Below are 20,050 nucleotides of genomic sequence, written 5' to 3' on the forward strand. Positions count from 1 at the left end.
GTCCGCCCGCCCCCGTGGGGGGGGGGGGGTCGACCGGGGGGGGACCCGGCACGCGTGTGCCGGGTCCCGCCGTCTCTCGTCTACCGCTCGTGGAGCGGTTCCCCCGGCAGCTCCGCGCTCGCCGGCAGCACCGCGAGGTCCAGCCCCCGGTCCAGCCGCACCCGCAGCACCGGGTCGGCGGCCACCGCCTGCCCGACCCGCTGCGCGGCGGCCTGCAGCCCGGCCTGGTCCAGCTCCGGGTCGAACACCACCGCGAGCACCCCGTCCGAGGTCTCCGAGGCCGCCAGCAGCCCGCGGACCACCTGCGGCTCGGCCGCCAACAGCCCGCGGACCGCCTCGCGCACCTCCGGGTCGAGGGCCGGCGGCAGGAACGGGCGGTTCTCCGCGAGCGCCCGCAACCGGGCGCCGCTCAGCTGGAACGGCACCGGCCCGGCCGGGTCGATCAGCAGGGTGTCGGCCCGCTCCGAGTAGGCGACCATCGCGGCCTGCGGGGCCGCCGTCGGCGCCGGGCGGGCGTCGGCGCGCCAGCGGGTGAGCGCGTCGAGGGACGTGAAGGCCGGCAGCGCGCGGCGCCCGTCCGGGGCCTCCAGCACCGGGACGGCCATGTCGCTGGTCTTCTCGTGCCGGTGCCCGTCCGGGCTCACCTCGACCTCGCCGAGGATCGCGACGATCGGGACCATCAGCCGGGAGGGGGTCAGTGCCGCCAGCACCTCCGGCTCGGCCGAGCGGTCCCGCGACCAGCGGGCGAGGGCCTCGGCGAGCGCCGGGTCGACGGTGCCGTCGTCGTCGGAGAAGCCGGGGTTCGGGATGTTCTTGTCCACGAACGCCGGGTTGGAGAAGTCTTTGCGGTCCACCCGGCCGACCCTATGCCACCGCCCCCGAGCGGCCCCATTTCCCCGCACGTTCCCCGTACGCGGGCCTACCCACGGGTAGCGCGGTGTGGCACCCTGCGCCCATGGTGATCCTCGACGCGCCCGCCGCCGCAGCCGCCCCGGTCTCCGACCGCCTCCGGTACGACCGCGCCACCGCCCACCTGGACGGGCCGGTGGCCGTCGTGGACCTCGCCGCGTTCGACGCGAACGCCGCCGACCTGGTCCGCCGGGCGGGCGGCAAGCCGATCCGGCTGGCCAGCAAGTCGCTCCGCTGCCGGGCGCTGCTGGAGCGGGCCCTGGCCGTGGACGGCTTCCTCGGGGTGATGAGCTTCACCCTGGACGAGTCGCTCTGGCTGGCCCGCACCGGCATCCGCGACGTCCTGCTCGCCTACCCCTCCGCCGACCGGGCCGGCTTCGCCGAGCTGACCGCCGACCCGGAGGCCGCCCGCGAGATCACCGTCGTGCTGGACGACCCGGCCCAGCTGGACCTGATCGACGAGGCCCGCGCCGGCGACGCCGAGGTGCGGGTCTGCCTGGAGCTGGACACCTCCCTGCACCTGCTCGGCGGCCGGGTCCGGGTGGGCGCCCGGCGCTCGCCGCTGCGCACCCCCGAGGACCTCGGCGCCTTCGCCGAACTCGTCCAGCGCCGCCGGGGCTTCCGGGTGGTCGGCCTGATGGCGTACGAGGGGCACGTCGCCGGGGTGGGCGACCGGGTGCCCGGACGGCCGGTGCGCTCGCAGCTGGTCCGGCTGATGCAGGCCAGGTCCCGGACCGAGCTGGCCCAGCGGCGCGCGGCGGCGGTCAGGCGGCTGCGCCAGGTGGCCGACCTGGAGTTCGTCAACGGCGGCGGCACCGGCAGCGTGGAGTCCACCGTGGCCGAGCGCGCCGTCACCGAGGTGGCGGCCGGCTCCGGGCTGTACCAGCCGCAGCTGTTCGACAACTACCGCGCCTTCCGGGGCCGCCCGGCCGCGCTGTTCGGCCAGCCGGTGGTGCGCCGCCCCGGCCTCGGCGTGGTGACCGTGCTCGGCGGCGGCTACCCGGCCTCCGGCGCGGCCGGCCCGGACCGCTCCCCGGTGCCGTACCTGCCGGCCGGGCTGCGCTACGACCCGATGGAGGGCGCCGGGGAGGTGCAGACCCCGCTGCTCGGCCCGGCCGCGGACGACCTGCTGATCGGCGACCGGGTCTGGTTCCGGCACGCCAAGGCCGGTGAGCTGTGCGAGCGCTTCGCCGAGCTGCACCTGGTCGAGGGCGACAAGGTCGTGCGGACGGTCCCGACCTACCGGGGCGAGGGGAAGACGTTCCTCTGACGCTCCGTCCGCCTCTGCCCTACCGTGGTGGCGACACTGCGGCACGACAAGGGAGCAGCATGGACCCCGAACTCACGGACATTGCCACGAGGGGCGCGGCCGCCCTGGCCGGGCTCATGGTCACCTCGGCCTGGGACCGGGTGAAGCCGCGCGTTGCGTCGATGTTCGGTCGCCGGGCCGAATCGATCTCGGAAGAGCTGGACGAGACCCGGGCCGAGCTGGCCGCGGTGCCGGAGGACGGCCGCGAGTCCGCCGCCCTGAGCGCGCGGGGCGAGTGGGAGCCGAAGCTGCGCCGGCTGCTGGAGAGGGACCCGGCCATGGTGGCCGAACTCCAGGCGATCCTGGCGGAGTTCGCACCGGAACAGCCCGAGCAGGCGGGCGGCACGGTGCACAACGAGATCAGCGGAAACGCCAGGATCCACGGCAAGGTGGTCCAGGCCCACACGATCAACGGCAGTCTGAACTTCTGAACCTTTCCGGAGCCTTAACGGGGCCCGATGGAACGGCTAACCACGGCCGCCCGTCGGGCCTTTGTGCTGCTCGGGGGCCTACAGTCCGTCAACAAGCACAGCACGCGCGGCTATTGCCTTCTGGTCCAGACCAATCCTACGCTTCGGCCGGGAGCCGCGCGCCGGGCCGGCGGCTCCCGAACGGGCAGGCGTGCCCGGTCCTCCCCCACTCGCCCGGAACGACGGTCAAGGAGTCCCCACCCCATGTCCATCAAGCGAACCGCCCTGTCCGTCGGCGTGATCGGCGCCGCGGTCGTCGCGGTGGCCGGTGCCACCGCCGGTACCGCCAGCGCCCACGGCACGATGACCAACCCCGTCAGCCGGGTCGCCGCCTGCTACGCCGAGGGCCCCGAGCACCCGGTGTCCCAGGTCTGCAAGGACCTCGTCGCCGCGAGCGGCACCCAGCCGCTCTACGACTGGAACGAGGTCAACGTCGCCAACGCCAACGGCAACTCCCAGGCCCTGATCCCGGACGGCAAGCTCTGCTCGGCCAACCGCGACAAGTACGCGGCGCTGGACTGGCCGCGCACCGACTGGCCGGCCACCGCCGTCAAGCCCGGCGCCTTCACCTTCCAGTTCCGCACCACCGCGCCGCACGTCGGCACCCAGACCGTCTACATCACCAAGGCGGGCTACGACCCCACCAAGCCGCTGAAGTGGTCGGACCTCGACTCGACGCCGGTGGCCAAGGTGCAGGTCGACCGCAACGCCGTCAACGGTTCCTACAACTACTCCGGCACCCTGCCGCAGCGCACCGGCCGCCAGGTCCTGTACACGGTGTGGCAGCGCAGCGACAGCCCGGAGGCCTTCTACGCCTGCTCCGACGTGGACTTCGGCTCCTCCACCGCCGCCGTGTCCGCGCTCGCCGCCCAGGCCCCGGCCGCGCCCAGCGACGCCCAGATCGCCGCCGACGCGTCCAAGTCCACCGTCGCCCACCACGGCCACGGCGGGGACCCGAACTCCCCCGCCGGCCAGGTGATCCCGACCGCCTCGGCGGCCGTGGGCGGCACCTCCGCCACCGGCCCGCTGCTGCTCGCGGGCGCCGCCGCGATCAGCGTCGGCTGGGCCGGCATGGTGCTCCGGCGCCGTCGCGTCGAGGCTGTTCGACGCGACTCCTGACGCCGGGCGCGGGACCGGGCCGGTCACTCCCCCGCCCGGCCCGGTCCCGTGACACCACCCCGCGCCCCACCCCGCGTGACGGCGAACGGCGGCGGCCCACCCGGAGGGTTCCCTCCCGGGTGGGCCGCCGCCGTGTGAGGAGCGCGGGGCTCGGGTGAGCGCGGGCTCAGGTGGTGGTGCCGCCGGTGCCTCCGCCGGAGCCCGAACCGGAGCCCGTCCCGGGGAGCCCGGGGACGCTCGGCAGCTTGCCCTTGAAGTCGGTGATGCCCTTGACGATGGTGTCCATCACCGCGACGTCCGGCGACTTGTCGGCGATGTCGAAGCCGAAGTGCACCGAGACCAGCGACTTCCCGTCGGCGGACGGGAAGACCACGCTCTGCACGTAGCCGTTGTTGCCCTTGGGCGCGTCCACCTTCCAGCGGACCAGGTAGCCGTCCTGGCCGTTGACCTTCACGGCCTCGGACTTGAGCTCCTGGTGCCCGGTGATGTCGCCGTACGCGTCCTTGGCCGCCGCCGCGATGTCGGTCTTGGCCGCCGCCTGGGCGTCCGTGCCGGCGCCGTCGACCCGGCCGGTGTTCACACCGCCGAGCGAGCAGCTGCCCTTGCCGTCCGCGCAGGTGTACGAGCCGACGGTGAGCGCGGCGAAGCCGTCCTTGGTGGTCCCGCCCTCCCAGCCGTCCGGGACCGGCACGACGAGCCGGTTGGCCACGTCGACCGCCTGGTCGGCGCCCGGGCTGGTCCTGCCGCCGTTGCCGCCCTTCCCGTTGCCTCCGTTGCCGCCCTTGCCGCTCCCGCCGTTGCCGCTGTCGCCGCCGTTGCCCGGGTCGCCGAAGCCCGGCAGGCCGTCCCACGGGCCGTAGCCGCCCTGCGGGGCCGGGCGGGCGCTGTGCGGGGCGCGGTCCCCGTGGCCGTCCATCGCGAGGTAGGTGATCCCCGAGCCGGCGCCCAGGCCCAGCAGGGCGGCCACGGTGGTGGCCAGCGCCAGCTTGGAGGGCTTGCGGCGGGCCTTGCGCGGCGGCGCGGCGGGCGCGCCGTAGGCGGTGCCGAACGGCGGCGGCTCCGGGTAGCGGACGGTCGGGCCGCTCTCCAGCACCTCGCCCTCCAGCACCCTGGGCTGCTCGGCCGCTCCCGGCCCCGGGTCCGCGGCCGCCGGGCGCTCCGCCTCCGGAGCGTCCGGCGCCGGGGCGTCCGAGGGTGCGGGCCGGGTGTCGGCCGTCCAGCCCTTGCCGTCCCACCACCGCTGCGGCCGCGGGTCGCCGGTGGTGTTCTTGGGGTCCGGGTACCACCCGGCGGGAATCTGCTCGCTCACGGTAGAGAATCTAAAGGCACCCGGATAAACGCGAAATCAGCGCAGCCGGGAATTCCCGACGTTTTCGATGAGATTCCGGTGAGAACCCCGGCGCGCCCGCGCGGAGGGGGTCCGCGGGAGGGGTGTCCGGGGCGGGTGTCCGCGGCCGGGCGTCCGCCGCTGGGGGTCCGCGGGCAGGTTCTACAGCGGGGTCACGTACGCCCCGGAGATGCCGCCGTCCACCAGGAACTCGCTCGCCGTGATGAACGAGGAGTCGTCGCTGGCCAGGAAGGCCACCGCGGCGGCGATCTCCTCGGCCCGGGCGAACCGGCCGAGCGGGATGTGCACCAGCCGGCGGGCGGCCCGCTCCGGGTCCGCGGCGAACAGCTCGCGCAGCAGCGGGGTGTCCACCGGCCCGGGCGAGAGCGCGTTGACCCTGATCCCCTCCCGGGCGAACTGCACGCCCAACTCGCGGGACATCGCCAGCACCCCGCCCTTGGAGGCGGTGTAGGAGATCTGCGAGGTGGCCGCGCCCATCCGGGCCACGAAACTGGCGGTGTTGATGATCGAGCCCCGCCCGTGCCGGCGCATGTACGGCAGCGCGGCCTTGCAGCACAGGTAGACCGAGGTCAGGTTGACCTCCTGGACCCTGCGCCAGGCGTCCAGGCCGGTGGTCAGGATCGAGTCGTCCTCGGGCGGCGAGATGCCCGCGTTGTTGAACGCGACGTCCACGCTGCCGTACGTCTCGTAGGCCTCGTCGAACAGCGCCTCGACCATGTACGGGTCGGTGACGTCGGTGTGCACGAACAGTCCGCCGACCTCCTTGGCGGCGGCCCGCCCGGTCTCCTCGTCGAGGTCGGCGCAGACCACCTTCGCCCCCTCCGAGGCGAGCCGGCGGGAGGCGGCCAGGCCGATCCCGCTGCCCGCGCCGGTGACCACGGCGGTACGGCCGACCAGCCGGCGGCAGACGGCGCCGTCCCGCGCGGCGTGCTTCTCGCTCATCGGGCTGTCACTCCTCGCTGTGGATGAAGACGTTCTTGGTCTCGGTGAAGTGGCGCAGCGCGTCCGGCCCCAGCTCGCGGCCCACCCCGGACTCGCCGAAGCCGCCGAAGGGCGTCCAGTAGCGCACCGAGGAGTGCGAGTTGACCGACAGGTTGCCCGCCCGCACGCCCCGGGCCAGGCGCAGCGCCCGGCCGACGTCCCGGGTCCAGATCGAGCCGGACAGGCCGTAGCGGGTGGCGTTGGCCAGCCGCAGCGCGTCGGCCTCGTCGGTGAACGGCAGGACGGCGGCGACCGGCCCGAAGATCTCCTCGGTGACGGCCGGGACCTGCGGGTCCTCGGGGGCGATCACCGTCGGCGGGTACCAGTAGCCGGGGCCCTCCGGGACCTTGCCGCGGGCCAGCACCGGCAGGTCGGGGGTGAGGTAGGAGGCCACCCGGCGGACCTGGGCGGCCGAGATCAGCGGGCCGAGCTGGGTCTGCGGGTCGGTCGGGTCGCCGGTGCGCAGGGCGTCGACGGCGGGCAGCAGCAGGGCGAGGAAGTCCTCGTACACCTCGCGCTGGACCAGGATCCGGCTGCGGGCGCAGCAGTCCTGGCCGCTGTTGCCGACGAAGGACACCGGGTCGGCGGCGCGGGCCAGGTCGGCGTCGGCGAAGACGATGTTGGGGCTCTTGCCGCCGAGCTCCAGGGTGACCCGCTTGGCGCGGGCGGCGCAGCGGGCGGCGACCTCCTTGCCGACGACGGTCGAGCCGGTGAAGGCGATCTTGCCGACGGCCGGGTGGTCCACCAGGGCCCGGCCGGTGGTGGCGCCCGCCCCGGGGACGACCTGGAACAGGCCCTCGGGCAGGCCCGCGGCGAGGGCGAGTTCGGCCAGCCGCAGGGCGGTCAGCGGGGTGAGTTCGGCGGGCTTGAGCAGGACGGCGTTGCCCGCGGCCAGCGCGGGGGCGAAGCCCCAGGCGGCGATCGGCATCGGGTAGTTCCACGGCGCGATCACCCCGACCAGGCCGACCGGCTCGTGGAAGGTCACGTCCAGGCCGCCGGGCACCGGGATCTGCCGGCCGGTCAGCCGTTCCACTCCCCCGGCGGCGTACTCCAGCAGGTCCCGGACGTTGCCGGCCTCCCAGTGGGCGTCGGCCAGGGTGTGCCCGGCCTCGCCCACCTCCAGGGCGGCCAGCTCGGGCACGTGCACCTCGACCTGGTCGGCGAACCGGCGCAGCAGCCGGGCGCGTTCGCCGGGGGCCAGGGCGGCCCAGCGGGCCTGGGCCCTCGCCGCCCGCCGGACGGCCGTGTCCAGCTGCTCGGGGGTGGTGTCGGGGACGGTGGCGATCACCTCGCCGGTGGCGGGGTTGCGGACGGTGCTCACGGCGCCGTCGGGGCCGGCGGCGGGCCCGGGGCCGGCGGATCCGGCGGGGCTCGCGGCGCCGTCGGGGCTCGTGGCGAGGGCGGGGTTCGTGGCGGGGGCGGGGCTCGTGGCGGGGGCGTTCGGCTCGGTCACGGGTCACATCCGTTCGAAGGATCGGTAGCGCTCCCAGTCGGTGACCGCCCCGTCGTAGGCGGCCTGCTCGACCCGGGCCATGTTCAGGTAGTGCTCCACCACGTCGCCGCCGAAGGCCTCGCGGGCCAGGGCGCTGTCCGCCCACGCCCCGGCCGCCTCGCGCAGCGATCCGGGCACCCGGGCGTACTCCTCGACCGCGTACGCGTTGCCGAGGCAGGGCGCGGGCAGCTCCAGCTTGCGCTGCAGCCCGTGCAGGCCGGCCGCGATCATGCCGGCCACCGCGAGGTACGGGTTGACGTCGCCGCCGGGCACCCGGTTCTCCATCCGCAGGCCGGGGCCGTGGCCGACCACCCGGTAGGCGCAGGTGCGGTTGTCCCGGCCCCAGGCGACGGCGGTCGGGGCGAAGGAGCCCGGGCGGTAGCGCTTGTAGGAGTTGATGTTCGGCGCGTACAGCAGGCTGAACTCGCGCAGCGCGACCAGCTGGCCCGCCAGGAAGTGCCGCATGGTGTCGGTCATCCGGCCGTCCCGGTCGGCGAAGGCAGGGGCGCCGACGGCGTCGCGCAGCGAGAGGTGGATGTGGCAGCTGTTGCCCTCGCGTTCGTCGTACTTGGCCATGAAGGTGAGCGCGCAGCCGAGTTGGGCGGCGATCTCCTTCGCGCCGGTCTTGTAGACGCTGTGCTGGTCGCAGGTGGTGAGGGCGTCGGCGTAGCGGAAGGCGATCTCGTGCTGGCCGAGGTTGCACTCCCCCTTGGCGGACTCCACCACCAGGCCGGCGCCGGCCATCTCGGTGCGGATCCGGGACAGCAGCGGCTCGACCCGGGCGGTGCCCAGCATCGAGTAGTCCACGTTGTAGAGGTTCGCCGGCGTCAGTCCGCGGTAGCCGCCCAGCCAGGCCTGCTCGTAGGTGTCGCGGAAGACCAGGAACTCCAGCTCGGTGCCGATGTCGGCGGCCAGGCCGTACTCGGCGAGCCGGGCGATCTGGCGGCGCAGCAGCTGGCGCGGGGCGGCGTCCACCGGGTGGCCGCCGTGCCGGGCCAGGTCGGCGGTGACCTGGGCGGTGCCGGGCTGCCAGGGGGTCAGCCGCAGGGTGGCGAGGTCGGGGCGCATCGCGAAGTCGCCGTAGCCGGTGGCCCAGGAGGAGAAGGCGTAGCCGTCCACGGTGTTCAGGTCGACGTCGACGGCGAGCAGGTAGTCGCAGGCCTCGGCGCCGTGCTCGGCGACCTCGTCCAGGAAGAACCGGGCGGCGAAGCGCTTGCCCTGGAGCCGGCCCTGCATGTCGGTGAAGGCGAGTGCGACGGTGTGCACCTCGCCGGCGTCCACCAGGGTGCGCAGCCCGTCCAGGGTCAGCGGTGGCCGGGGCGGCGAGCCCGCGGCGGCCTGTTCGGGCGTTTCGGACATGGCCGAACCCTCCTCCTCGATCACTCTTCGAGATCAAGCGGTCACAGCGAACCGTACGGCCTGCGACTCGCGGGGCGGAAGAGGGCGGGTGGGTGTCGGACGCCCGTGGCGCGCCGACGCGCGTGGCTGACGGTGGATCAGGAGGTTCGGGGGGAGAATGCGCGCCATGGATCGCAGGCCTTTGATCGGCGTCAGCACCTACCTGGTGGACGCGAGCTGGAGCGATTGGCGGGGCCGCCGGGTGGCCCTGCTGCCCGAGCGGTACACGGCGCAGATCCGGGACTCCGGCGGGATCGCGGTCCTGCTGCCGCCGGACGCCCCCGAGCGCGCCCCGGAGGTGCTGGCCCGGCTGGACGCCCTGGTGGTCGCGGGCGGGCCGGACATCGACCCGGCGTACTACGGGGAGCCGGCCCATCCGGCGACCGAGGTGGACTCGCCGGAGCGGGACGCCTGGGAGGTCGCGCTGCTGCGGTCGGCGCTGGCGGCGGGGATGCCGCTGCTGGCGGTCTGCCGGGGGATGCAGATCCTGAACGTGGTGTGCGGCGGGACGCTGGTGCAGCACCTGCCGGACGTAGTGGCGGTGGACGTGCACGGCGGCTCGCCCGGGCGCTACGGCTCGCACCCGGTGCGGCCGGTGCCCGGGACGCTGCTGGGCGGGCTGCTGCCGGAGAGCGAGCTGGAGGTGCCGACCCTCCACCACCAGGCCGTCGACCGGGTGGGGGCGGGCCTGCGGGTGAGCGCCCACGCGCCGGACGGGACGGTGGAGGCGGTGGAGGGCCCAGGGTTCGCGCTCGGCGTGCAGTGGCACCCCGAGCAGGGGGACGACCTGCGGCTGATGCGGGCGCTGGTCCGGGCGGCCACCGCGGCGGTTCTCGACGCACTGGTGCTGGGGTAGCCCAACTGGGCGCGGGGGCAGGGGGGTTCGGCTGTTCGGCGGGGTGCGGCCTGCGCCGGGTTCGCCCCTCCGAACGGCAACGACAACGGTCACCAGTACAGCCTTTGGATCTTTGTCGATTCTGCGGTTCACTTCGGTTGCGGGGCGGTCGCGGCGCGCCCCCTTTCCCACCCGTGCACCCAGAGAGGACTTCCATGGCCGGGCACGAGCACTCGCACGATGATCATGCGCATGACCACGAGCACTCGCACGGGGCGGGTGGGCACGGGTCCGGCGGGCACGCGCACGGGTCCGGCGGGCACGCGCACCGGTCCGGTGGGCACGCGCACGGGTCCGGCGGGCACGCGCACGGGTCCGGCGGGCACGCGCACGGGTCCGGCGGGCACGGCGGCCACTCGCACGGCGTGTCCGCCGACGCGGACCGCCGCTGGCTGCTCGGCGCCCTCGCCCTGATCGTCGTCTTCATGGCCGGCGAGGTAGCGGTCGGCTTCGCCGCCCAGTCCCTGGCCCTGATCTCGGACGCGGCGCACATGCTCACCGACGCCGCCTCGATCGCGCTCGCGCTGATCGCCATGCGACTCGCCGCCCGCCCGGCCCGCGGCGGCTACACCTACGGCCTCAAGCGCGCGGAGATCCTGTCCGCCCAGGCCAACGGCGTCACCCTGCTGGTCCTGTCGGCCTGGCTGGGCTACGAGGCGATCACCCGGCTGTTCGAGCCGCCGGAGGTCGCCGGATCACTGGTGCTGGTCACCGCGCTGATCGGGATCGTGGTCAACCTCGCGGCCACCTGGTGCATGTCCAAGGCCAACCGCAGCTCGCTGAACGTCGAGGGCGCCTTCCAGCACGTCCTGACCGACCTGTACGCCTTCATCGCCACCGCCGTCGCCGGCGCGATCGTGCTGACCACCGGCTTCGCCCGGGCCGACGCCATCGCCTCGCTGATCGTCGTCGCGCTGATGCTCAAGGCCGGCATCGCCCTGGTCCGGGACTCCGGGCGGATCTTCCTGGAAGCCGCCCCCGCCGGGATCGACCCGGACACGGTCGCCGACCGGATGGTCACCGAACCGCTGGTCGAGGAGGTCCACGACCTGCACATCTGGGAGATCACCTCCGGTCAGCCGGCGCTGTCCGCGCACATCCTGGTCACCCCGGGCGGCGACTGCCACGCGGTGCGGCGCTCGCTGCAGCGTCGGCTCGCCAACGAGTACGGCATCACCCACTCCACCCTCCAGGTCGACCACGTCGGCGAGGACGAGGCCGGCGCGCTGCTGCAGATCGCCGCCCCGTCCGACTCCGCCGCCGAGCACTGCGCCGACTCCCACGGCCCGGTCCACCGCGCCGGCCCGCACGAGCACTGAGGGCACCCGTCCGTCAGCGCGGTGCGGCATGATCTGACACGTGACCGCACCGCGACTGATGCTCCTCGACTCCGCCAGCCTGTACTTCCGGGCCTACTTCGGCGTACCGGACACCCTGCGCTCGCCGCAGGGCGAGCCGGTCAACGCCGTCCGCGGCCTGCTGGACTTCATCGCCCGGCTGGTCCACGACCACCGGCCCGACCAGTTGGTGGCCTGCATGGACGCCGACTGGCGCCCGCAGTGGCGGGTGGACCTCGTCCCCTCCTACAAGACCCACCGGGTCGCCGAGGCCGCCGAGGACGGCGAGGAGGAGGTGCCCGACACGCTGGCCCCGCAGGTCCCCGTGATCGAGCAGGTGCTGGACGCCCTCGGCATCGCCCGGGTCGGCTCCCCCGGTTACGAGGCGGACGACGTCATCGGCACCCTCACCGGCCGGGCCACCGGGCCGGTGCAGATCGTCACCGGCGACCGCGACCTCTTCCAGCTGGTCGACGACGCCCGGGGGATCACCGTGCTCTACCCGGTCAAGGGCATGGGCAACCTCCAGGTCACCGACGACGCGCTGCTGCAGGAGAAGTACGGCGTCCGCGGCGCCCAGTACGCCGACATGGCCGCCCTGCGCGGGGACCCGTCGGACGGCCTGCCCGGCGTCAAGGGCATCGGCGAGAAGACCGCCGCCCAGCTGATCAACGAGTACGGCGACCTCGCGGCCATCCGCGCCGCCGCCCTCGACCTCGGCTCCAAGCTCACCCCGGCCCGCCGCCGCAACATCGTCGAAGGCGCCGCCTACCTCGACGTCGCCCCCAAGGTCGTCCGCGTCGCCGACGACGCCCCCCTCCCCGCCTTCGACCCCGCCCTCCCCCGCGAGCCGCTCTACCCGATGACCCTGGAGGAGCTCTCCGCCCGCTGGGGCCTGGGCACCTCGCTGGACCGCGTCCTGGAGGCCCTCGCCACCCGCTGACGGCCGCACACCGAAGGGCCCGCCCGTTCCTGCCGGAACGGGCGGGCCCTCGGCGTTCGCGTGGCCGTCGGCCCCAAGTGCCCTTGACCGCAGCTCACTTTGCGATGCAAAGTTCATGGCACAGCAAAGCGTATGCGCGTGACAAGGGGTGGATCATGACGACAACGCACCGGGACGACCCGGCCGAACTCCTCGCCGAGACGGAAGGGCTCCGGGCCCGGGCCCGGACCCGGCTGCGCGGCTCGGGGGTGCCGCTGCTCGGGTTCGGCCTGCTCGCCCTGGCCGCCGTGCCGATCTCCGGCCAGGCCTACAACTTCGGCGCCAACGGACGATTCGTCCCCTCGTACCCGTCCTTCGCCTACTCGGAACTCATCGACCTCTGCGTGCCGCACGCACTGGACGGCACGTGCCGGACCGGCGACTTCGACGGAGCCGTGCTCCGCTTCCTGGCCTGGGGCGTCTGGTACGCGCTGCTCCCGCTCGCCTGGCTGGCCCTCGCCCGCTGGTACCGGCGGCGCGGCGAGGCCCGCGGGATCGTCCCGCGCCGCCTCGGCTGGCTCGGCACCGCGGCCGGCGTCGGCATCCTGCTCACCGCCGTCCTGCTCGCCCTGCTGTTCGCACCCCGCGTGCCCTTCGCCCTGTCGGTGCTCGCGAACACCTACACCTCGCCCTGGTACGCGGTCGGCATCGGCCTGATCGTCCTCGGGCTGACCGAGCACAGCCCCCTGGTGACCGCCGCCGGGCTCGTCCACACGGCACTGCTCACCGCCTACCTCGCGGCACCCTGGGAGAGCGGCTGGCTGCCGTGGCTCGACCGGGGCGACGGCGGCTGGGCCGACGGCCCGCAGCCGAAGGCCCTGCTGCTGGCGGCGGTCCTGCTGGCCGCCGGGCTGGCTCAGTGGGCGGCGGCCCGCCGCAGGCCGGGGGCGGCATCCCGTACGGTCACCTCTTGACATCCTCCCCTCCTGAAGGAGGGGATTGCCCTCAGCCTCACGGCTGAGCCGCTGCGCGTGAGCGCGGCGGTGTTGCCCTGCTCCGCAGGAGATCCGTTTCCTCCCCCGGCTGAAGCCGGGGGTATCCATGGAGGTCCCCGATGAGCGCCGCGGACGAAGCCGAGGAGCAGCACCCGACCCTGGCCCTGGACGACACCGTCCACCAACGGGTCCGGCTCGGCATCCTGGCGATCGCCCGCGAGGCCGACCGGGTCGAGTTCGGCTTCCTCAAGGAGCAGTTGGGCGCCACCGACGGCAACCTCTCCCGCCACCTCAAGGTCCTGGAGGAAACCGGCCTCGTCGGCGTCACCAAGGGCTACGTCGGCCGCCGCCCCCGCACCTGGGTCACCCTCACCCCCCAGGGCGTCGAAGCCCTCGACCGCGAACTCCGCGCCCTGCGCGAACTCGTCCGCCGCCTCGACGCCACCGGCCCGGGCCACGCGCCGGCGTAGGAAGTCGGCCGGGCCGACTTCCTACGCGCGGTCGGCTCCTGCCGCAGCTCAGGCAGCGGCGCCGTACTCGCGCGTCGGCGGAAACCGGCGTTCCCTCGTTGTGGCAGAACGTTCAGGCCAACCCGCAGTCGTCGATCACCTTGATGCGGATGGTCCTGTCCCGGCCGACCCTGATCGTCGGACGGTGGGTAGCTGACAAGGCTTGCCTCCTATCACTCGAACGTGAGCCGGGGAATCGCTTCGATGTCGATCCCGTACCGGCGGTAGACCTTGGTCGTGTTCTCGCCCGTCAGCTCCTCCAGAGGGAACTTGAGCGCGCGGGCGGTCGCCCGGACGTGCTCGGCACTGACGCCCTCGATCTCCACGTACGGGGGGATCAGCGGCCAGTGGTCGACCTCGATGGCCGCGCCACCGAGCGTCCAGGAGGACCGACGGCTCTCCTGGTACGCCTTCGGCTGGTAGCCGAGCTTGCCAAGGAGTGTGTTGGTGACGTCGAAGTCGCCGACGGTCGTCTCCGTTTCGGTCACGCCGTCGATCGCGTCGGAGTGGATCTCCTTGACGCACAGGGTGACGTCGATGCCCGTGTCACGCAGCCGGACCCACGCTCCCGGCCGGCCGGGGATGTCGTAGACGTAGCGACGCTGGAAGCGGTCGACCACGTGCGAGGCCCCGGCCTCGGCGAGGAGCACGCGGATCTCCTCCGGATCGACATCGAGGATCTTCGCTTCGAACTCAGTTGCGGTCATGGGGAATTGCCTTCCTCGATGCGGTGCGGGCATACGAGCGCACGGTATCGGCGATGCTGTGAGCCACCTCGGCAGGCGTGCGGTCGGTGCCGTCGACGCGCAGCAGTCCGAACGCCCGGTACACACGGGAGCTTTCGGCCACGTTCGGCTCCTCCCGCCGGTGCCAGGAGCTCAGTGTTCGCAGCTCGGCCCGCCGGCGAAGCCGCTCCTGGCGGACGCGTTCGTCCACCTCCAGCAGAATCGGCACGTGCGGGACGAGGACTCCCTCCGGGTACTCCGGCGCGCAGACGTGACCCATTGCCCTGTGCGTGGCGATGGTGCGCGGGAAGTAGGACTCGACCACCACGGTCCGGCCCGCCCCGACAACCGCGCGAGCGGTCTCGGACTTGACGTGATTGGCCATCATCCACCAGTGGAACCGCGCCGCCAGGACGCCGACGGCGTCCACCTCCGCACGCATGCGCGGGAAGGTCGGCAAGGTGTCGTCCGTGAGGTGGACGCCGTCAACGAGGGCCGCGACCAGCGGGGCAACCGTGGTCTTCCCGCTCGCGCTGAGACCGTCGATGGTGATGAAGAATCCTCGGGTCACGTCCATGTGAAATCCGTTTCCTGGTTCGGACTTTCATCGCGGACCCCAGTTCCACGGGACCGGGTGGGCGCCACGCAGGCACGCGATGCGGTGGGCGGCCTCCTGGCGGATGCCGGCATCGAGGTGGGCGCGGCGGACCGTGTTCAGCACCGTGGTGAGGACGACGATGTCGCGTACGACCTGGTAGCCGGACCAGGCGCCGATGTAGGGGTGGTCCGGGAGCCGGCCCTCCCGCTCATAGGAGAGGTAGGTGTCGGTGTAGGTCCGGTGGTCCTGACGCGGGCCGGTGAGCAGTTCGGAGCGCCAGCGGGCGGCGACGAGGTCCCACTCGCGGTGGCCGCGTCGGAGCGGGCGGCGCAGGAGGAGTCCGACGTGGGTGCCGTCGTCGTGACACGGAGCCATGCCGAGGGCGCCGAGGACGACGGTGTCCGGGGTCGGCCAGTCGAGGTAGTCCCACTCCTCGCGCAGTTGGGCGGCGCGTTCGCGCAGGAACCGGCGGGCGGACTCGTCCAGCGGCGCGTCGTCCAGGCCGTCCAGTAGGCCGGCGGACGGGTCGTGCTCTCGCAGCCACGGGGCCGCCCCGGGGTCGATGCGGTGGGTGAGGGCGGTCACCCACGCGGAGAGGGAGGTGTCGGCGCTCGGCTTCCCGGGGCTCTGCCAGAAGGTCACGGCCCGGCCGTCGGTGGCCGCGCGGACCTCGGTGTAGTAGGCGGAGGTGGCGGGGAGCCGGTGTTCCCGGAGGAACTGCGCGCCCTTGATGAGCGCCCAGGCCTCGTCCACGTCGGGGTGCACGATGGCGAGTGCGCACGAGCGCGAACCGAGCGACCACAGGTGGTTCGGGCTGTCGCTGAGCAGCTCGGCTTTCGCGGGGTCGTCGCCGGTGGCCACACAGGCCTGCGTCAGGGCCTCGTCGGAGGCCGCGATGTCCAGTCTGCGGGCGGGACTGATGGTCTTGAGCAGCGTTCCGGTGCGCGTTCCGACGCTCACGGCGCAATCCTCGGGTACGGAGTGGAAGGGTGAACGGGAGTGGCGGCCCGGCCCGGCCCGTGGAGACGTCGGCTCGCGGCCGTCGGCACGACGGTGCGTTCCCCAGGCCGTTGAGCCGGCCGGTTCGGCCTCGGCGTATTCCCGGGTGCCTGCCCGGGGCCGACCATCAGGCAAGGCTCGGGGGGCCGCACGACGGTCTTCGGCTGCACTTCCGCCTCAGCGGCGGTGGCCTGGCCGAAGGTCGCCGGTTCCACGTCGAGTTCGAACCAGACGGACCAGCCGGTGGGCCGTCCCTGGAGGTCGATCCGCTGGTGCCATCCGATGTCGTCCGCGTAGCCGTCGACGACCACCAGTCCGCGGCCACAGGTCGCGTCGAGGTCGTCGACGCTGCTGTTCATCGCCGGTTCGACCATGCTCGGGTCCGTCACTGTGGTCCGCAAGCGGCCGCGCTCCCAGTCGACGCCCACTTCGATCAACAACACGGCTTCACGGTCAGGGCCTTGACCGGTGGCGTGCTTGATCGCGTTGTCGACGAACTCCGACGAACACACGCGGAGCGCGTACGCCCGGGACTCGTCGAGGACGATGCCGACTCTCACGACCTCCTCGGACAACAGGTTGCGGATCGCGCCGAGGGACGCGGTGGTGACCGTGGCACTGATCTCCAGGACGCGGTGCATGGCTGTTCCTCCGGGCTGGACGTGGGGAGGCGGTCCCGGACCATTGGCGGGGGTGGCGAGTGATGGTCAGTCATCGCGTGTTCGCGGAGACTCGCCGCACCAGGGGCCGGGAGGGGCAGTTTTCTAGGTCCGAGTGACCAAGAGGCGTATGCCGACGTCCTCAAGGTGCTTGCGCCGTCTGTCGGCGGCAGCCTGGTCGCCGAGGTGCGCGATCGTGGGCAACACGACGGCGTACACATCGCGCTGCTCTTCGATGCCGACGATGAGGGCGTCCGGCTCGGCACCCTCATCGGTGATCACATCGACGAGGTGGAGTTCCTGCCGCTCGCAGAAGGCGTCGAGGACCCCGGTCAGAGCTCGCCGACGAGGTAGCCCCGCAGCGACCGCTGTGCGGAGCAGCCCAATGACGACGGGCGGTGGGACCGATAGTTGCTCGGTGAGCACGCTGGACGGTTCCTTCCGGTCAGCGGGGTTGTCGGCTTCCAGACTGCGGGAGGCTCCGTCGTCGCGGAATCGCGTGCCGTGGCAGTTCCGTGGCAGTTTCGCCGCACCACCACGACCTGCGGTGCTTCGATGGCACCCCGGAGCGGAGGTATGGCAATGGCGGCAGTGATCGTGTGGACCGGGCTCGAAGCGAGGGCTCTGCGGCTGGCGTGCCGCAAGTCCGTCCGGGACTGGGCAGCGCAGTTGGGCATGTCGGTCCGCGCGGTGTCGAACTGGGAGAAGCTGGGGGTGAGTACCAGGCCGAGGCCGGACACCCAGGCGATCTTCGACACAGTGCTGCGCCAGTGCGATCCCGATGCTCGTATGCGATTCGAGGCACTGGTGGCGCAACAGGTCGGCGCTCCGGTGCTTGCAGAGATCCAGGCCGGGCCGCGGGCATGGGAGCACGAGTCGTGGGCGGAGGACATCGAGAGGGCGGTTCTGGCGGCGTCCCGGCAGGAGTTCGCATCAGCGGGAGTCCTGCTGGAACGTTGGCGGTCACGCTGGCCGACGGTCGAACTCGACGACCGCGGCCTCTATTTGTTGGCCCGCTCGACGGCCTTGGTGGGCGACCTCCGCCGTGATCAGGGTGCACTGCTCGGCCCGCTGTCGGCGTCGGCCTCGTACGCCAAGGCCCGATTGTTGTACACCCAGCTCGACATCCCCAGGCGGACAGCTCAGTTGGACCTGGCGTTGGCCGTGGTGACTGAGATGTCCGGACAGCTCTCGGCTGCGGCGGATCGATACTCGGACCTTTCCGGTGACGTTCGCCTCAGCGCACGGGATCGGACTCGGGCGGCCCTGTGGGTGGGAACCTCGCTCGACAAGCAGGGCTCACACGAACAGGCCATCGGTATCGCCGAGTCGGCGATCCGGGCGTTCGAGAACCTGGGTGAGTTGGACGACTGGGCGACAGGCAACCAAAAGCTTGCGCTCGCGTACCGCGGTGCAGGGAATCTCGGGGAGGCGGTCCGGTTGATCGAGGTGGCGAGGACGAACACCAACGGTTCGGCACCGATGCAGGACGTCCGGCTGACCACCGCGCACGGGCACATTCTGCTGACCGACCGCGCGACTGCCGGGGAGGGGCTCGCCCTGCTGGAAAGGGCCGAGGTGATGGCGGACAAGTACGGTATGACCCACCAGCGGAGGAGCATCCGAGGCATCCGGTCCGGATTCCAGCGGGAACGGTGCCTTCAGTGAGCAGGAGAAGAACGTGGCGGACACTCAGCAGCGCGAGATCACCGACCGACAGTGGGCGGACGCCACGCTGATCTGGGAATACCACCAGATGGGGCACGAGCGACGGCCGTGCGATGTGGCGATCGGTCTGGGCTGCCACGACCTCGGAGTGGCGGCCGAGACGGCAGCCCTGTACCTGGACGGCCTGGTGCGGAGGATCGTGTTCACGGGCGGGCCGAACCCGTCCCGGCCGGAGCTCTTCCCCCGAGGTGAGGCCGTGCACTTCACCGAGCACGCCATCGCCCTCGGGGTCCCCGAGCATGCGATCCACCAGGAGCCCCGCGCCCGCAACACCGGGCAGAACATCCAGTTCTCCCGTGACGTTCTGGAGGCCGCCGACATCGAGGCACGGTCGGTGCTGCTCGTGACCATGCCGTACATGGAGCGCCGGGCGTTCGCGACGTGCCGCAAGGTGTGGCCGGAGGCCGAGGTGGTGTGCGCCTCGACCCCGATGAGCCTGAACGACTACGTGAAAAGCATCGGCGACGACAAGCTCGTGATCGACAGCCTCGTGGGCGACCTCCAGCGGGTGATCGAGTACCCGAGGCGCGGGTTCGCCGTTGCCCAGGAGGTTCCGGAGACGGTTCATGATGCGTACCAGCGGCTTCTGGCCGACGGATTCGACAGCAAGACCCTCAACTGACGCGGCGCCGCCCTCCGGGCTGGTGTGCGCTGTCCACCAACCCAACTTCCTCCCCCGATTGTCCACCGTGGCGAAGCTGGCCGCCGCGGACGTCTGGGTAGTCCTCGACGATGTCCAGTTCAGCCGCCGTGACTACCAGCACCGGGCCAGGATGGGGCCGGTCGACGGCACTGGCCCGGCCCGGTGGCTGTCCGTCCCCACGCACCTGCCGGACGGAAGATCGACACTGATCCGCGACGCCCGCACCGTCGACGCCCCGCGCAGCATCCGCCGGGTGGAACACGTCCTCCGCCGGCATTACGGGGTCAGTCCCTTCTGGCCTCGGTTGGCGGCTGACCTGCCGAGGCTCCTGACGCTCTTCAGGAGTACCGACCGGACGGCGGAGATCGCCGAAGCATCCACCCTGCTACTTCTCCATGTCCTCGGCTGGTCAGGAGCGACGGTGCGCAGCAGCACCCTGTCCGCCGATTCCGGGCGGACGCAGCGCCTCGTGGACCTGTGTCAGGCAGTCGGCGCGGATACGTACCTGTGCGGCACAGGCGGCAGCAGGTACGTCGAGCCGGACCTGTTCGCGGCTGGACGGGTCGAGCTGCGACACTTCGGCGTACCGAGCACGGGCGTGTGGGCCGGTGCCCGGCAGGTCAGCGCAGTGCACAGCCTGATGGTGCACGGGCCCGACAAGGTGAAAGCGGCCCTCGAAATGGCATGAGAGGTGTTCGGCGCCCTCGCTCGGGTGGAGCGAGGGCGCCGGGGTTCAGCGTGGCAGTCGAGTTCCTCTTCTCCACGGGAAGTTGACCGTATCGACTTCCTACGCACCCCTCACCAACCCGGTGTCGCTTCCGTCATCGGAAAGCCCCTGCCCCTGCCCCTGCCATCGGCGGGGGCAGGGGCATTTCTTCTGCGTAGGAAGTCGGCTGGGCCGACTTCCTACGCAATGTCGTCGAAGCCCAGGCGGCGAGGCGAAGCCGAAGCCGCGCGGGGCTCCAGCTGATGCGCGGCTTCCTGTTCGCCATCTCCGCCCTGGTGATCGGCGCG

21 protein-coding genes are annotated in these 20,050 nt (G+C 72.7%); 11 read left to right on the top strand and 10 right to left on the bottom strand.

The window, feature by feature from the left end; all coding sequences use genetic code 11:
* Window positions 1–80: 80 nt before the first annotated feature.
* Window positions 81–854 carry an SseB family protein gene (locus ACWD4P_RS34360; protein WP_449782328.1) on the bottom strand — a complete coding sequence of 258 codons (774 nt, stop codon included), beginning with the start codon at window positions 852–854 and terminating at the stop codon, window positions 81–83.
* Window positions 855–955: 101 nt separating this feature from the next.
* Between ACWD4P_RS34360 and ACWD4P_RS34365 the strand changes: the two genes are divergently transcribed.
* From ACWD4P_RS34365 to ACWD4P_RS34375, 3 genes are all read left to right on the top strand, one after another.
* Window positions 956–2,179, top strand: a complete 1,224-nt coding sequence (locus tag ACWD4P_RS34365) for an amino acid deaminase/aldolase (protein ID WP_359826684.1) — start codon at window positions 956–958, stop codon at window positions 2,177–2,179.
* Between the two features lie 59 nt (window positions 2,180–2,238).
* Entirely contained in the window at window positions 2,239–2,649 is a 411-nt protein-coding gene (locus tag ACWD4P_RS34370) for a hypothetical protein (RefSeq protein ID WP_359826682.1), read from the top strand.
* A 243-nt stretch (window positions 2,650–2,892) separates the two neighbouring features.
* Window positions 2,893–3,807: a lytic polysaccharide monooxygenase auxiliary activity family 9 protein gene (locus ACWD4P_RS34375; RefSeq protein WP_449782329.1), complete on the top strand. Its 915-nt coding sequence runs from the start codon at window positions 2,893–2,895 to the stop codon at window positions 3,805–3,807.
* 166 nt (window positions 3,808–3,973) lie between these two features.
* Here ACWD4P_RS34375 and ACWD4P_RS34380 read toward each other — a convergent pair whose 3' ends face one another.
* From ACWD4P_RS34380 to ACWD4P_RS34395, 4 genes are all read right to left on the bottom strand, one after another.
* Window positions 3,974–5,116, bottom strand: a complete 1,143-nt coding sequence (locus ACWD4P_RS34380) for a DUF2510 domain-containing protein (protein ID WP_449782330.1) — start codon at window positions 5,114–5,116, stop codon at window positions 3,974–3,976.
* A 180-nt stretch (window positions 5,117–5,296) separates the two neighbouring features.
* The gene (locus ACWD4P_RS34385) at window positions 5,297–6,097 is read right to left on the bottom strand and encodes a 3-oxoacyl-ACP reductase (protein ID WP_359826675.1); all 801 of its coding nucleotides are present in this window, start codon (window positions 6,095–6,097) and stop codon (window positions 5,297–5,299) included.
* A gap of 7 nt (window positions 6,098–6,104) precedes the next feature.
* Window positions 6,105–7,457 (bottom strand): aldehyde dehydrogenase family protein, encoded by a 1,353-nt coding sequence (locus ACWD4P_RS34390; RefSeq protein WP_359826694.1) that lies wholly within the window; start codon window positions 7,455–7,457, stop codon window positions 6,105–6,107.
* Window positions 7,458–7,592: 135 nt separating this feature from the next.
* Window positions 7,593–8,987, bottom strand: coding sequence for a glutamine synthetase family protein (locus ACWD4P_RS34395; protein ID WP_359826672.1), 1,395 nt, complete (start codon window positions 8,985–8,987; stop codon window positions 7,593–7,595).
* A gap of 166 nt (window positions 8,988–9,153) precedes the next feature.
* On the opposite strand from ACWD4P_RS34395, the gene ACWD4P_RS34400 reads away from it, so the two are divergent.
* From ACWD4P_RS34400 to ACWD4P_RS34420, 5 genes are all read left to right on the top strand, one after another.
* Complete coding sequence (locus tag ACWD4P_RS34400) at window positions 9,154–9,882, top strand: gamma-glutamyl-gamma-aminobutyrate hydrolase family protein (protein ID WP_449782331.1); 729 nt, start codon at window positions 9,154–9,156, stop codon at window positions 9,880–9,882.
* Between the two features lie 194 nt (window positions 9,883–10,076).
* Window positions 10,077–11,240 (top strand): cation diffusion facilitator family transporter, encoded by a 1,164-nt coding sequence (locus tag ACWD4P_RS34405; protein WP_449782332.1) that lies wholly within the window; start codon window positions 10,077–10,079, stop codon window positions 11,238–11,240.
* A gap of 58 nt (window positions 11,241–11,298) precedes the next feature.
* Window positions 11,299–12,201, top strand: coding sequence for a 5'-3' exonuclease (locus ACWD4P_RS34410; protein ID WP_449782340.1), 903 nt, complete (start codon window positions 11,299–11,301; stop codon window positions 12,199–12,201).
* A gap of 155 nt (window positions 12,202–12,356) precedes the next feature.
* On the top strand, window positions 12,357–13,154 hold the full coding sequence (locus ACWD4P_RS34415; RefSeq protein WP_449782333.1) for a hypothetical protein: 798 nt from the start codon (window positions 12,357–12,359) through the stop codon (window positions 13,152–13,154).
* Between the two features lie 140 nt (window positions 13,155–13,294).
* Window positions 13,295–13,645 carry a winged helix-turn-helix domain-containing protein gene (locus tag ACWD4P_RS34420; RefSeq protein WP_449782334.1) on the top strand — a complete coding sequence of 117 codons (351 nt, stop codon included), beginning with the start codon at window positions 13,295–13,297 and terminating at the stop codon, window positions 13,643–13,645.
* 212 nt (window positions 13,646–13,857) lie between these two features.
* On the opposite strand, the gene ACWD4P_RS34425 is transcribed toward ACWD4P_RS34420, so the two are convergent.
* The 5 genes from ACWD4P_RS34425 to ACWD4P_RS34445 all read right to left on the bottom strand — a co-directional run bounded on the left by ACWD4P_RS34425 (window position 13,858) and on the right by ACWD4P_RS34445 (window position 17,091).
* The gene (locus ACWD4P_RS34425) at window positions 13,858–14,391 is read right to left on the bottom strand and encodes a class IV adenylate cyclase (RefSeq protein WP_449782335.1); all 534 of its coding nucleotides are present in this window, start codon (window positions 14,389–14,391) and stop codon (window positions 13,858–13,860) included.
* Window positions 14,378–14,986: an AAA family ATPase gene (locus ACWD4P_RS34430; RefSeq protein WP_449782336.1), complete on the bottom strand. Its 609-nt coding sequence runs from the start codon at window positions 14,984–14,986 to the stop codon at window positions 14,378–14,380. Before ACWD4P_RS34430 ends, ACWD4P_RS34425 begins: the two co-directional genes overlap by 14 nt.
* A gap of 27 nt (window positions 14,987–15,013) precedes the next feature.
* On the bottom strand, window positions 15,014–15,967 hold the full coding sequence (locus ACWD4P_RS34435; protein ID WP_449782337.1) for a hypothetical protein: 954 nt from the start codon (window positions 15,965–15,967) through the stop codon (window positions 15,014–15,016).
* Window positions 15,964–16,647, bottom strand: a complete 684-nt coding sequence (locus ACWD4P_RS34440) for an ATP-binding protein (protein ID WP_449782338.1) — start codon at window positions 16,645–16,647, stop codon at window positions 15,964–15,966. Before ACWD4P_RS34440 ends, ACWD4P_RS34435 begins: the two co-directional genes overlap by 4 nt.
* 123 nt (window positions 16,648–16,770) lie before the next feature.
* Window positions 16,771–17,091, bottom strand: a complete 321-nt coding sequence (locus ACWD4P_RS34445; protein WP_359829267.1) for a hypothetical protein — start codon at window positions 17,089–17,091, stop codon at window positions 16,771–16,773.
* A 156-nt stretch (window positions 17,092–17,247) separates the two neighbouring features.
* Between ACWD4P_RS34445 and ACWD4P_RS34450 the strand changes: the two genes are divergently transcribed.
* From ACWD4P_RS34450 to ACWD4P_RS34460, 3 genes are read left to right on the top strand one after another with little or no spacing between them, the layout of a single operon-like run.
* Window positions 17,248–18,333 (top strand): hypothetical protein, encoded by a 1,086-nt coding sequence (locus tag ACWD4P_RS34450; RefSeq protein WP_449782339.1) that lies wholly within the window; start codon window positions 17,248–17,250, stop codon window positions 18,331–18,333.
* 13 nt (window positions 18,334–18,346) lie between these two features.
* The gene (locus ACWD4P_RS34455) at window positions 18,347–19,015 is read left to right on the top strand and encodes a YdcF family protein (protein ID WP_371516276.1); all 669 of its coding nucleotides are present in this window, start codon (window positions 18,347–18,349) and stop codon (window positions 19,013–19,015) included.
* Between the two features lie 22 nt (window positions 19,016–19,037).
* The gene (locus ACWD4P_RS34460; protein WP_359829279.1) at window positions 19,038–19,724 is read left to right on the top strand and encodes a WbqC family protein; all 687 of its coding nucleotides are present in this window, start codon (window positions 19,038–19,040) and stop codon (window positions 19,722–19,724) included.
* Window positions 19,725–20,050 lie beyond the last annotated feature (326 nt).

It is taken from the genome of Kitasatospora sp. NPDC002543 (assembly GCF_053594915.1).